We start from the raw sequence: 12,781 nt of genomic DNA on the forward strand, positions 1-12,781 counted from the left end.
CTCTCTCATCGCAGCTTCGGATTGAGCGCATCTCGCAGCCAATCACCCAAGAGATTGATGGCGAGCACGAGAACGGCCAGTGCGATGCCCGGGAAGGCCACGATCCACCATTCGCCGGAGAACAGATAGTTGTTGCCGATGCGGATGAGCGTGCCGATTGACGGCATCGTCTCCGGCATGCCGGTGCCGAGGAACGACAGGGTCGCTTCGGTGATGATGGCAAGCGCCAAGTTGATGGTCGCGATCACAAGAACCGGACCAAGGACATTAGGCAGAACGTGGCGCAGCATGATCACCGGCGCTGGAAGGCCGATGAGACGGGCGGCGGCGATGTAATCCTTGTTCTTCTCCACCATGACCGAGCCGCGCACGGTGCGGGCGTACTGCACCCAGAAGCTGAGGCCGATGGAGAAGACAAGGACTGAAAGGGTGGTCATTTCATCGAGCTGACCACCGAGAACGGACTTCACCACACCATCAATGAGAAGAGCGATCAGAATGGCAGGAAACGTCAGTTGCACATCGGCGATGCGCATGATGATGGCATCCACCGCGCCCCCGATATAGCCGGCGACGAGCCCAAGGGTGATCCCGAGAGTAGCGGAAAAGGCGACGCCAAGAATTCCGACCGTAAGCGAGATCCGCAGGCCGTAGAGGATGGCCGAAAGGATGTCGCGGCCCTGCTCATCCGTGCCCAGCATGAAAGGCATCTGCCCTTCCGCATCCCAGATCGGCGGAAGCCGGCTGTTCATAAGCTCCAGCTGCGCCGGGTCGAACGGATCTTGCGGCGACAGCACCCCGGCCAAAATGGCGGAGGCCATGAAGAGGCCTGTCAGGAAGGCGGCCGCCATGGTGAGCTTCGAGCGCTTGAAGCTTGCCCAGACGTCGCTGTCGAGAAAGCGGCCGGCCCAGGATGTCGGTGCGGAGTGGGGCGCGGGCGCCGCTTGGATTGCGTCTGCCATGGTTCCCTCCTCAGGCCGGCTGCCGGATGGACGTTCTCAGGCGGGGATCGACGACCGTGTAGAGGATGTCGACGGCGAGGTTGATCAGGACGAAGATGAGCGCCACCAGCATCAGGTAGGCCGCCATGATCGGGATATCGACGTTCTGCACCGCCTGCACGAACAGGAGGCCCATGCCAGGCCACTGGAAGACGGTTTCCGTGATGATCGCAAAAGCGATGACCGAGCCGAATTGCAGCCCCACGATGGTAATGACCGGTACCAGGGTATTCTTGAGTGCATGCCCGAAATGGACGGCACGGGTCGAGAGCCCTCTCGCCCGCGCGAACTTGATGTAGTCGGTGCGCAGCACCTCCAGCATCTCGGCACGGACAATGCGCATGATCAGCGTCATCTGGAACAGCCCCAGGGTGATGGAGGGCAGGATCAGCGCCTTCAGGCCCGACAGAGTGAGAAGTCCCGTCGACCACCAGCCGAGACGAACCGTATCGCCCCTCCCGAAGGACGGCAGCCAGCCGAGGATGACGGAGAAGAGATAGATCAGAAGAATGCCGATCAGGAAGGTGGGCAGCGAAATGCCGATCAGTGAGATTGTCTGGAATACCTTGGCCAGGAAGCTGTCCCGCTTCAGGCCCGAATAGACGCCCATCAGAACGCCGAACCCGATGGCGAAGAGCGTTGCGCAGAATGCAAGTTCCAAGGTGGCCGGCATCCTCTCGGCCAAGAGATCCGAGACGGGCTGCCGGAACTGGTAAGAGACGCCGAACTCACCCTGGGCAGCCCTAGCAAGGTAGCGCGCGAACTGCACCGGAACCGGGTCATCGAGACCAAGAGAGCGCCGGACCTGTTCCCGCTCTGCAGCGGGGGTGTCGAGGGAGACGATCTGGTTCACCGGGTCGCCGGCGAAACGGAACATCGCAAACGATATGATGCCGACGGCCAAAAGAACGCCGATGGCCTGGAGGGCGCGTCGGATGACAAAAGCAAACATGCACAATCTCTTGATCGCTATGCGCCGGGCGAGCCTGCTCGTCCGGGCCTTCGAATGAATTGTCCCGAGCAGCGGACTGCCCGGGACATGCGATCAGGCGCGGACTAGTCCTTCTTCTGGGCCCAGTAGAGGAGCACTTGGTTGTCGGCGCGCTGAACCAGGTTCACCTTGTTCGAGACGCCCCAGGCGAGAGCCTGCTGGTGCAGAGGGATGTAGGAATAGTCGTCAGTCGAGATCTTGAACGCTTCCTTGATCATCTGGTCGCGCTTTTCCTTGTTGCTCTCGACCAGGATCTTGTCGGTCAGCTCGTCATGCTGCTTGTTGCAGTAGTTGCCGAGATTCGACTCGCCCCGCGACGATTGCGCGTTGTCGCGGCAACCCTGGATGTCGAACAGCACGTTGTGGCTGTCGAAGGTTCCCGGGGTCCAGCCCAGCAGATAGAACGAGGTGTTGTAGTTGCCGGACTTCAGCACCTTTCCGAAGTACTGCGCCTTCGGCTGAGCCATCAGGTTCACCTTGACGCCCGCGCGAGCCAGCATGCCGACGACCGCCTGGCAGATCGCCTCGTCATTGACGTAGCGGTCGTTCGGGCAGTCCATGCCAACCTCGAAGCCGTTCGGATAGCCGGCGTCGGCCAGGAGCTTCTTGGCCGCCTCGACATCAGATTTCGGGCGGACGAAGTCCTTCGAGTGACTGAAGAGCTGCGGCGCGATCATAAGAGCCGACGGGACGGCCATGTCACGCATGACGCGGGACTTGATGGTCTCGATGTCGATGGCCTTGTAGAAGGCCTCGCGGACGCGCTTGTCCTTGAAGGGGTTCTTGCCCTTAACGTTGGAGAACAGAAGCTCGTCGCGGGTTTGGTCGAAGCCCAGGAAGATGGTGCGCAGCTCGGGGCCCGCCTGCACCTTCGCATTGGCGCTGCTGTTGACGCGCTGCACATCCTGAATCGGAACCGGCTCGATCACGTCCACCTCACCGGAGAGCAGCGCGGCCACGCGGGTCGCGTCCGATGCGATGGGGGTGAAGACGATCTCGTCCAGGTTATGCTCGGCCTTGTCCCACCATTCCTTGTGCGGCTTGAAAACGGTCTTCACACCCGGCTGATGGCTTTCGATCTTGAACGGGCCGGTGCCGTTGGCATTGAGCGAGGCGAAGCTCGGTGTCGTTGCAGCAGCCGGTGTCGGGGCAACGCTGTTGTTCGCCTCCGCCCACTCCTTGTCCATGATGTACCAGGTATCCCACTGGGCGTTCATGATCGGGTTCGGGGTCTTGAGCTTCACGTCGACCGTGTGATCGTCGACCTTCACCCATTCGGAGCCGCTCGGAACGCGGGTCTGGAAGTTGGACCCTTGCGCACGCACGCGGGTGGCCGAGAAGATCACGTCATCGGCGTTGAACGGGTTTCCATTGTGGAACTTCACGTTCTTGCGCAGGAACAGCCGCCAGGTGAGGCCGTCTTCGCTGATCTCCCATCGCTCGGCGAGGCCTGGCACAATGGCCAGATCCTTGCCGCGCTTCGTCAGGCCCTCATAGACGTGCCCGTGATGCGCGATGGTGGTGGTCTCATTGAGGGTATAAGGGTCGAGCGACTTCAGGTCGCCCTGGTTGGCATAGCGGAGGGTTACCGCCATCGCCGGCAGGGCTGCGCCGACCATGAGCGTCGCAACCGTGGTGGCAAGGAATTTCGTACGTTTGGTCATCGTGTCTTTCTCCTCTGAAAGCTCCGCGTCTTTGCGCGGTGTTCTTCTTGTCGGAAGTCCAGCTTCAGCCGTGTTCCTTCCGTCGGGCATGAAGTTAGGCAGGAAAGTGGCTGTCGGTCTAGTCCCGTCTTGAACCTCCCTGCTCAGCATTTAGGCACAGAGCTCGCCGATGATGCGGCGCAGCAAACGCTCGCCAGCTTCGAGTTCGCCGATCTCGATATATTCGTCCGGCTGGTGGGCCTGAGCGATGTCGCCGGGACCGCAGACGAGTGTGGACCAGCCGGCCCGCTGGAAGATGCCGGCCTCGGTGCCATACGAGACCACATGGGTGCCGTTGTCGCCGGTGAGGCGGCGCATGAGGCGTTCGGCCTCACCGTCCGTCTCGGGCCTGAGCCCCGGCACCTCGGCGATCAGCTCGACGGCAACGCCGGTCTCCGGCCTGATCGCCTTCATCCGCGGCTCGACCATCTCACGAATATAAGCCTGGTAGCGCTCCAGGTAGTCGCGCGGACTCTCCGTCGGGATGGCCCGGATGTCGCTGAAGAACCATGCGGAGGAAGACACCACGTTGGCGGCATTGCCGCCGGCCATCATGCCGCAATGAAGCGTGGTATAGGGCGGCTCGAACGGGTTGGCCGGATCAGCCCGGCGCCGGTTCTCCTCCATCACATCCTCATGCCAGGCAATCAGCCGGGCGGCGTTCATGACCGCGCTCACCCCTTGGTCGATACGGCTCGAATGGACCGCATAGCCGGTCACCTGGGTGCGTAGCTGCACCGAGGCCTTGTGGCCGGTCACGACTGCATGCCGGGTCGGCTCGCCGACGATCACGGCGGCAGGCTTTGGAAGCGACTTTGCCATGGCGTCCACCATGGAAGGCGCGCCCCGGCAGGCGATCTCCTCGTCATAGGACAGGGCGATGTGGATCGGCCGCTTCAGGGGCGCTTTCACCATCTCGGGCACCAGCGCCAGCACGAGGGCATCGAAGCCCTTCATGTCGGTCGCGCCGCGTCCGTAAAGGCGGCCGTTCTTCTCGGTCAGCGTCCAGGGATCGGTGGTCCAGTTCTGCCCCTCCACCGGCACCACGTCCGTATGGCCGGAGAACACGATCCCGCCCTCCACCTGCGGGCCGATGCTGGCGTAGAGATTGGCCTTGTCGCCCTCCGGACTCATCACGAGGGTGCTTTCCACCCCGTGGCTGTTCAGCCAATCGCGGCAGAAGCCGATGATGTCGAGATTGCTGCTCGTTGAAACGCTCGGAAAGGCAACCAGACGCGCGAGCATCTCACGAGGCGATAAGGACATGTCGTGCTTCTCCCAAGGAAAGGCATGAGCATCCGATCCCTCTGTGCGGCCGGTCAAGCCGGAATTATCATCCATCAACCGCCGGCGTGCCTGTTGACGCGGCAGGCCGCGCGCCACCATGATCCCGCCCCTCCTCAACTTCCGCTCCGACGGAGACACAATGACCACCTTCGACGTCACGCTTGCCGATATTGAAGCCGCCCGCAGCCGCATCGCCGGGCGGGTCAGGCGCACCCCGGCCTTCGACAGCCCCGAGGTTTCGGCGCGACTCGGCCGGCGCACGGCCCTGAAGATGGAGGCGCTGCAACTCGCAGGCTCGTTCAAGGTGCGCGGCGTCTTCAACAAGGTTCTGACCTTGAGCGACGAGGAGCGCCGGCGCGGGCTTGTGACGGTGTCGGGTGGCAACCACGCCATCGCGGTCGCGCGGGTGGCGGGAACGCTGGGCCTCGACGCCCTGGTGCTGATGCCGAAGGTCACGCCGCGGTTCAATGTCGACCTCGCGACGAAATACGGCGCCCGTATCGAACTCTGCGACGACGCATCTGAGGCCTTCGCCAAAGCGGAAGACTACCAGCGTCAGGGGCGGTTGTTCGTTCATCCCTACGACGATCCGGCGATCATCGCGGGCCATGGCACCCTCGGGCTCGAATTCCTGGAGGACATCCCCGATCTCACTCACGTCTTCGTCTCCATCGGCGGGGGCGGCTTCATGTCCGGGGTTGCGGCGGCCCTGAAGGCAAAGCGGCCCTCGCTGACGGTCTACGGCGTCGAGACCGTCGGAGCGCAGACCATGACGGAAGCGCTCAAGGCCGGTGAGCCGGTCACGATCCGCCCGACTTCCATCGCTAGAACCCTTGGCGCACCGTTCGCGACTCACAGGACAGTTGCCGGCGCCAAGCTCTTCCTGAAGGAGATCATTCTCGTGGGGGACGAACCGGTGATTGCCGATGTGAGCTGGCTTCTGCAGAAGGAGAAGCTCCTTTGCGAGCCTGCCGCCGCTTGCGTGCTGACGGCGGCCGAAACCGTCGCTCCGTCGCTGCCCGACGACAGCGTGATCGGCCTCGTGCTGTGCGGCTCCAACCTGTCTCTGGACGATCTCGACGCGTGGCGCCAAGCCTCGAAGGGAACATAAGCCCCATCGATTGCCCAGGGGCTAAGGTCTCGGATCCATCGCGACGCTGTCGAGTTGTCTGCAGAACAGCTCAACTGGAAAGTACCTGTGCATGGCTGACCCGGCTTTCCCTCCCCCTCAGCCGGCTCCGCCGCCTACAAGCTCCTCGATGTTCACGGTCGGCGGCATCGTTCTGGCGATCGGCGGGCTTTATTTCGGCCAGGACATCTTCATCCCGTTTGCGCTGGCCATTCTTCTGAGCTTTGCCCTGACACCCCTGGTGAACTGGCTCAGGCGGCTGAAGCTTCCGAGGATCGCCGCCGTCATCGTTGCGGTGACCCTCGCATTCATCTTGATTGGCGGCATTGCCTTCGTAGTGGGCCGCCAACTGGTTCAGCTCGCGAACAACCTTCCGAGCTACCAGACCACGATCACCGAGAAGATTCGATCCCTTCAGGCCTCTGCCCCTGGAGGCGGCGTGGTCGATAAGGTCACCACGACGATCCAGGATCTCAGCAAGGAAATCTCCGGGAACGATAAGCCTGCCGAGCAGCCGGTGCCGCCAACCATCGGCAGCGCTCCGGCTCCGCAAGAGCCCGTGACGGTCAGGATCGAGCCGCCGCAAGCCAAGCCGCTCGAAATCATACAGACCATCGTCGGCCCACTGCTCGCCCCTCTCGCCACCGCGGGCCTGGTCATCATCTTCGTGATCTTCGTCCTGCTGGAACGGGAGGATCTGCGCGACCGCTTCATCAAGCTCGCAGGCGCGGGCGATCTCCAGAAGAGCACCCAGGCCCTCAACGATGCGGCCGCACGGGTGAGCCGTTATCTCCTGATGCAGATGGTGGTGAACTTCACCTACGGCATTCCCATCGGCATCGGCCTCTATTTGATCGGCGTTCCCAATGCCATCCTTTGGGGCATGCTGGCGGCTGTGCTGCGCTTCGTGCCTTATCTCGGCCCGTTCCTGGCCGCGCTCTTTCCCATCGCGCTGGCAATCGCCGTCGATCCCGGCTGGTCAATGCTTCTTTGGGTGATCGGCCTCTTCCTCCTGGCTGAACTCGTCAGCAACAACGTCATCGAGCCGTGGCTCTATGGCTCCAGCACTGGCCTGTCGTCGCTCGCCATCATTATGGCGGCGATCTTCTGGACCAGTCTGTGGGGGCCTGTCGGACTGTTTCTCGCCACACCCTTGACGGTCTGCCTCGTGGTGATCGGCCGTTACGTGCCGCAACTGGAATTTCTGGGCGTGCTCCTCGGCAGCGATCCGGTTCTCGCGCCGGAGGAGCGCCTTTACCAACGCCTTCTGGCGGGAAATCTTGAAGAAGCCGTTGAGATTGCCGAGGATTACGTGGACGAGAATTCCTCCCGCGAGTTCTACGACCACGTGGCCATCCCTGCCCTTCGTCTGGCCGAAAATGACCGCCAGCGCAGCACCACCGACACCAACTACCGGCGCCTTGTCGCGAACACCGCCATCTGTGTGGTGAGGGAGGTCGAAAACCACATTCAGGAGAAAGCACCATCCTCCGATGACGCAGCTATCTCTGACGAGGATGCGTCCGCCTTCGCTCCGAGCAAACCGGTTCTCTGCATTGCAGGTCGTACGGAACTTGATCGGGCTGGGGCCGAAATGCTGGCCCAGGTGCTGGAGGAAAACGGAACCGGAGCGCGAGTCCTGCCGCCGATTTCGGTGACCGAGGGTGCTTTGGCGCAGCTCGATCTCACCGGAATCGAGGTCGTCTGCCTGTCCTATCTCCACCCGCAGCCTCAGGTTTTCGCCCGCTACATCTGCAGGCGCCTCCGCCGACGGGCGCCTCACCTGAAACTGGTTGTCTGCTGCTGGAACGCGCCTCCCCAGGGCACCCACACGGAGGATATGGCCCGGCAGATGTCCGCTGATGCAGCGATCCTGTCGCTCGATGTCTGCGTCAACCAAGTCAGTGCGTGGGTTGCGCACCAGGAGGCCGGTTCCGATACGAGTGGAAGCCGGACGCCTGCCGTCATCGACAACGAGCAAGAGCGGCTCGCCGCCATGCAGCAGCTGGGGCTTGCCGGAGGGCGCCGTCACTCCTTCGATGAGGTCGCAAAACGCGTGGCCGAGGCGTTCGGTGCTCCGATCGCTCTCGTGTCGATGATTACGGACGAGCAGCAGCTCATGCCGGGAGCGCAGGGCCTGCCGCCGGACCTCAACGCGAGCCGGCAGGTTCCACGCGAGGAATCCGTCTGTGGCCACGTGGTGGCCACCGATGAGGTGGTCGTGTCCGAGGACGTGACCAAGGATCCGAGGTTCACAAACAACCCGCTCGTGCTCGAAAAGGGCATTCGCTTCTACGCCGGAGCGCCCTTGCGCACCTCTGCCGGGCTGGCCCTTGGCTCCCTGTGCGTCATCGACATGGAGCCGCGTGAGTTCTCCGATGAGGACCGCGTCCGGCTGCAACAGATGGCTGATGACCTGATGGCTGAACTCGAACGCGACTCCGCGAAGAACGACGCCGAGAGAGATCCCGCTCATCTGTCAGCTCAGAGACAGAAGCAGGAGGCATCGTCCTGAACGAAGGATCTGAATGTCATGCCGTCAGATCGAGCGGCGGCGAAGCGAGATCGCCAGGCTGAAGAGCAGCGCTCCTGCCGCCATGGCGATCAGGATGGCCCAGGCCGTCCACAGGGACGTGAAGGATGATCCCGGTGTGAGCGCCGAGGAATAGGCCTGGATCGACCAGGCATTCGGCGTCCACCATCCAGCCTCCTGCAGCCAGGGCGGCAGGAAGAAGCGCGGAACCATGCTGCCGCCGGCCGCCGACAGGATGAGCACCACGAAGGTGGACAATACCTGCGCCTGCTGGCGCGAAGAGCAGATCACGCACAGGCTCAGGGCAAGACCGGATGTCGCCGCGGCGACTGCGAGGGTCGTCGTGAGCCACGGACCGAAGGCGGCGATGAAATCGACTCCATAGAGCAGATAAGCCGCGGCAAAGACCAGCGCCGCCTGCACACTTCCCTGCGCAACCAGGAACAGGAACTTTCCCAGGATGATCGTCACAATAGCGCGCGGCCCTGCCAGCAGGCGGTCATAGACGCCGAGCCGTCGCTCCTCGATGAGCCCGACTGCCCCCTGTACGGCGGCCAGAAGCAGAAACATCACCGCGACGGCGCCCGCGTAGTAGGACACGGCCCACCCGGCGTTCTGCGGCAGGGCGGATTCGCTGGCCACCAGCCCCGCATCGCGCATGCGCGGGTCGCTGCGCGTCTCGTCCGCCTTCTCCCTGAACGTCTCGTCGATCCAGACGCGCTGCTCGGACGTGATCCCCCCGATGGCCTCCAGGTCGGCCAGCACCTGGGCGAAGGCCACATCCGGCATATGGACCGCGAGCAGTCGCTGCAGGTGGCCTGCCATGATCGCGCCGGCAATCGCCCGCGCCTCGTGGGTGACGAGGAGAACGGGTGCTCCGGCACCGCGCGCGTTGAGATCGCTTCTGAGGATGAGCGCCAGATCGACAGCGCCGTCCTTGACCATTCTGCGCACACTCTCCGCCGAAGCATCCTCACTGTACGTGACGCGTAGGGTCGGCTCCTGACCGAGCACTTGAACGAGCTGCGCGGTCGTGGGGGTTCGCGCCAGATCGGCGACCCCCACATGAAGCCGGAGCTGGTCGCCACCGGCGGATGAGAAGATCGCCGCGAAGATCACGAAAATGAGCGGCGGCAGCACGAACGCCATGGCCAGCGCGCCGCGATCCCTGAGCAGGGTCAGAAACATGACGCGCGCCGCCGGAAAGATCATGAGCGCGCGCCTTCCACATGGGCCAGCACATGCTCGAGCCCCGGTTCCTGCAAGCGAATCTCGTGAAGATCGACACCCTGCCGCCGGAGCGCAGCTGGCAGGGACGCGAAACTCTCCAGACCGGTCGACCAAGAGTTCCATTCCAGCGGGTTGTCGGTCGGCCCAAGCCCCAATCGCCCCAGAGCACTCTTCACGCTATCGTCCGGCTCTCGGCTCAGGGTCACAACGACCTCACGCCGATCCCCAAACATCCGGCGGAGAATGTCCGCGACAGGCCCCTCCTCGGCCATCCGGCCGGATGCCAGAATGCCGATCCGGTCCGCCAAGGCCCTGGCCTCGTCGAGATCGTGGGTCGTGAGCAGAATTGAGGTGCCGTCGTCCCGCAGGCGCTTAAGGGTCCGGTGCAGGGACAATCGAGCGTCCACATCGACGCCGGCGGTGGGCTCGTCCAGCAGGAGGAGCCGGGGCCGCGTCAGCAGGGCTGCGGCGATATTCGCCCGGCGCTTGTATCCGCCGGAGAGATGGTCGATCAAATCGTGCCGACGGCCCTCAACCTGCACCAGCGCCATAGCTTCTTCGACCCGCAGGGGAATATCAAACTTCGACAGTCCCGCCATTCCGGCCATGATCTCCAGGTTCTCCCGGATCGTCAGGCGCGGATAAAGGGCGATGTCCTGCGGAACCAGGCTCATCATCCGCCGAGGCGCCGCCTCCCGACCGGGGTCGCCGCCGAACGCCCGCACATCGCCGGAAGTCGGCCGGAGCTGGCCTGTGAGGAGACGCATCAGGGTCGTCTTGCCTGTCCCGTTGCGCCCGAGTAGGGCGAAGATCTCGCCCTGGTGCAGGGATAGGTTCAATCCTCGCAGAACCTCGCGCGCGCCCAGCCGAACATGAACCCCGGTCAGACATGCAATCGCCGGGTGCGCAGGCGCCGGCTCTTGTTTCATCGACAGGTTCCGACGCGCAGGGATGGCTGTCTCCTGGGAAAAGACGATGAGTGCGGATAGGCTGCTTCTCGTCTGCAACCTAGCCTCGTTTCCGGATTCGGGAAGAGCGCGCACTCATCTGATCACCGGACATGATGGGGGCTCTCGCAATCTTGAAGCTTAGCGCCAAGTTCATCCTGGCCGTCCGTTCAGGATGCCGCGGTTCACGAGAGGTATCATTCATGCTTCGATCGATCATTGGAGTGATCGGTGTTCTCATGCTCACGAGCGGGGTGAAGGCAGCCCCGCTGACAGTTCAGGTGGAGGGCGCCGATCCCGGCCAGGGTCCCGTCCTGGTCGGCATCTGCTCTGGCTCTCTGGATTTCGGCTCCTGCCGCTACAGCCAGAATGTGCAGCCTCCGGCGGCGGAGTTCCAGGTCCTGTTCCAGGATGTCCCGGACGGGTCCTATGCCATTGCCGTCTTCCAGGACACGAACGGCAACAACAACCTTGACCGGAATTCGAGAGGGCTTCCCCTGGAGCCTTATGGCTTCAGCAACGGTACGGGCCGCACCGCTCCGCCTTCCTTCGAGGCTGCGCGCATCACCGTCACGGGTTCCACTCTCACAAGGGTCCGGATCGCCCGCTCGCCTCTTGTGCGATAGGATTTTCTCTCCATGGTTCGGCGGGGTCTTCGCCAAAGTGAATTTCAGGGGTTGCACAGCGCAAGCGCCGGAGCTAATTGAAACAGGCCGTTGAAGACGTCGGAGCGTAGCGCAGCCCGGTTAGCGCACTAGTCTGGGGGACTAGGGGTCGGAGGTTCAAATCCTCTCGCTCCGACCATTTTCTTCAAAGATCGTTGGAACAGAGCTCGCAAGGGCGACCGCCGGAGAGCACCCCATGCCCTTGGCGCCGATCTTACCTCTGGTCGATATTCGGCTGCTCTTCCTGTCGCTCTTCACAAGACGTTGATTCCCCTGCGGCCGAGCTGAAACCAAGATTCCCTGATGGCGTTCGCATCGCAACGGCGGCCCAGAGTCGAGCGCTTGCAGCGTGTCGCGGCCGAGCCGAGATGTTCAGCAGGAGATATTGATGGATCGTCGCGCCCTCCTCGGTGGCTTGGCCGCCATGCTTGTCGTCGCCCCTGCCCTCGCCCAGACGAGCGGCTCCCCTAGTACCATGCCCTCAGGCTCATCGGGCAGCATGCCCACGAACAGGATGGGCGGCCAGATGAGCCAAGCCAACATGCAGCATATGCAGCAGACCATGCAGCTCGGCATGGTGGCTCTGGAATCAAGCCGCATCGCCATGAACAAGGTCCGCAATGACGACCTTAAGCGCTTCGCCAATTTCGAGGTTCAGGAGCAGACCACCCTCTCGGAGGTGCTGCGCTCCATGATGGACCCTGGAGCAACCGCCGCGACGGGATCGGCAAGCAACCAGTCCGGTCAATCGGCCATGCAGATGGACGCTGGCGCGCGCGATATGATGCAGAAGATGCAGAGCCAACAGGCCGGCGCCGAATTCGACAAGATGTATCTGGAAGCGCAGCTGCAGGGTCACCGTGACCTCCTGCAAGTCCAGGAGCGTTACCTGCAGTCGAACCCTCAGAACCGCGAGCACATGAATGTCGCCAAGATGGTCCGTGGGCATATTCGCGAGCATATCGCCATGCTCGAAGAGATGCAGAAAACCGTGCGCTGAGGTGCCGGACGACAGAAAAAGCCCGCTCCAGTCGAGGCTAGAGCGGGTTCAAGTCTCAGGAGCAATCCTTGGAGGGATCTTGTCCAACCCTCCGAAAAGCGGATTGTTTCATGCATCAGGTGCGGCGTTCCATCCCATGGTTCGAGCAGATCCTGTCTTGCTGAACTCTTGCGCTGACCAGCCGTTTGACTCCAGCCGAAACGAGGCTTGGAGCGTGATGCCGTGACAAAGTCCATCGGGCAGGCCGAACCCAAAACACGGCGTGAGAGCCCAAGTACCCCTCCCATCGAGCCGA

At 62.8% G+C, this 12,781-nt stretch carries 10 protein-coding genes and 1 tRNA gene; 5 read left to right on the forward strand and 6 right to left on the reverse strand.

The annotated features are described in order from the left end of the window. Positions 1-5 precede the first annotated feature (5 nt). From VB618_RS16290 to argE, 4 genes are all read right to left on the reverse strand, one after another. Positions 6-962, reverse strand: a complete 957-nt coding sequence (locus VB618_RS16290; RefSeq protein WP_329797774.1) for an ABC transporter permease — start codon at positions 960-962, stop codon at positions 6-8. A gap of 10 nt (positions 963-972) precedes the next feature. Next, on the reverse strand, positions 973-1,953 hold the full coding sequence (locus VB618_RS16295; protein WP_329797775.1) for an ABC transporter permease: 981 nt from the start codon (positions 1,951-1,953) through the stop codon (positions 973-975). A gap of 104 nt (positions 1,954-2,057) precedes the next feature. Next, complete coding sequence (locus VB618_RS16300) at positions 2,058-3,656, reverse strand: ABC transporter substrate-binding protein (RefSeq protein ID WP_329797776.1); 1,599 nt, start codon at positions 3,654-3,656, stop codon at positions 2,058-2,060. Positions 3,657-3,806: 150 nt separating this feature from the next. Continuing rightward, positions 3,807-4,961, reverse strand: coding sequence for an acetylornithine deacetylase (argE, locus tag VB618_RS16305; RefSeq protein ID WP_329797777.1), 1,155 nt, complete (start codon positions 4,959-4,961; stop codon positions 3,807-3,809). A 160-nt stretch (positions 4,962-5,121) separates the two neighbouring features. On the opposite strand from argE, the gene VB618_RS16310 reads away from it, so the two are divergent. Next, complete coding sequence (locus tag VB618_RS16310; protein WP_329797778.1) at positions 5,122-6,093, forward strand: threonine ammonia-lyase; 972 nt, start codon at positions 5,122-5,124, stop codon at positions 6,091-6,093. 148 nt (positions 6,094-6,241) lie between these two features. Further along, entirely contained in the window at positions 6,242-8,626 is a 2,385-nt protein-coding gene (locus VB618_RS16315; RefSeq protein ID WP_329797779.1) for an AI-2E family transporter, read from the forward strand. A gap of 24 nt (positions 8,627-8,650) precedes the next feature. Here VB618_RS16315 and VB618_RS16320 read toward each other — a convergent pair whose 3' ends face one another. Beyond that, complete coding sequence (locus VB618_RS16320; protein WP_329797780.1) at positions 8,651-9,856, reverse strand: ABC transporter permease; 1,206 nt, start codon at positions 9,854-9,856, stop codon at positions 8,651-8,653. Beyond that, a complete protein-coding gene (locus VB618_RS16325) occupies positions 9,853-10,803 on the reverse strand; it encodes an ABC transporter ATP-binding protein (protein WP_329797782.1) in 951 nt (316 codons plus the stop codon). The genes VB618_RS16320 and VB618_RS16325 overlap by 4 nt, the downstream gene beginning before the upstream one ends. Before the next feature lie 221 nt (positions 10,804-11,024). Here VB618_RS16325 and VB618_RS16330 point away from each other — a divergent pair, with 221 nt between their 5' ends. The 3 genes from VB618_RS16330 (at position 11,025) to VB618_RS16340 (ending at position 12,486) form a co-directional block, all read left to right on the forward strand. Further along, the gene (locus VB618_RS16330; RefSeq protein ID WP_329797783.1) at positions 11,025-11,447 is read left to right on the forward strand and encodes a DUF2141 domain-containing protein; all 423 of its coding nucleotides are present in this window, start codon (positions 11,025-11,027) and stop codon (positions 11,445-11,447) included. 100 nt (positions 11,448-11,547) lie between these two features. Next, positions 11,548-11,625: transfer RNA gene (locus tag VB618_RS16335), tRNA-Pro, on the forward strand. Between the two features lie 249 nt (positions 11,626-11,874). Then, the gene (locus tag VB618_RS16340; RefSeq protein WP_329797784.1) at positions 11,875-12,486 is read left to right on the forward strand and encodes a DUF4142 domain-containing protein; all 612 of its coding nucleotides are present in this window, start codon (positions 11,875-11,877) and stop codon (positions 12,484-12,486) included. Positions 12,487-12,781 lie beyond the last annotated feature (295 nt).

The organism is Microvirga sp. CF3062 (assembly GCF_036314045.1).
GTDB lineage: Bacteria > Pseudomonadota > Alphaproteobacteria > Rhizobiales > Beijerinckiaceae > Microvirga.

Bases quoted from the DNA above. Each gene is read 5' to 3' on its own strand.
- VB618_RS16290 (WP_329797774.1), bottom strand. From the start codon at position 962: ATGGCAGACGCAATCCAAGCGGCGCCCGCGCCCCACTCCGCACCGACA.
- VB618_RS16295 (WP_329797775.1), bottom strand. From the start codon at position 1,953: ATGTTTGCTTTTGTCATCCGACGCGCCCTCCAGGCCATCGGCGTTCTT.
- VB618_RS16300 (WP_329797776.1), bottom strand. From the start codon at position 3,656: ATGACCAAACGTACGAAATTCCTTGCCACCACGGTTGCGACGCTCATG.
- argE (WP_329797777.1), bottom strand. From the start codon at position 4,961: ATGTCCTTATCGCCTCGTGAGATGCTCGCGCGTCTGGTTGCCTTTCCG.
- VB618_RS16310 (WP_329797778.1), top strand. From the start codon at position 5,122: ATGACCACCTTCGACGTCACGCTTGCCGATATTGAAGCCGCCCGCAGC.
- VB618_RS16315 (WP_329797779.1), top strand. From the start codon at position 6,242: ATGTTCACGGTCGGCGGCATCGTTCTGGCGATCGGCGGGCTTTATTTC.
- VB618_RS16320 (WP_329797780.1), bottom strand. From the start codon at position 9,856: ATGATCTTTCCGGCGGCGCGCGTCATGTTTCTGACCCTGCTCAGGGAT.
- VB618_RS16325 (WP_329797782.1), bottom strand. From the start codon at position 10,803: ATGAAACAAGAGCCGGCGCCTGCGCACCCGGCGATTGCATGTCTGACC.
- VB618_RS16330 (WP_329797783.1), top strand. From the start codon at position 11,025: ATGCTTCGATCGATCATTGGAGTGATCGGTGTTCTCATGCTCACGAGC.
- VB618_RS16340 (WP_329797784.1), top strand. From the start codon at position 11,875: ATGGATCGTCGCGCCCTCCTCGGTGGCTTGGCCGCCATGCTTGTCGTC.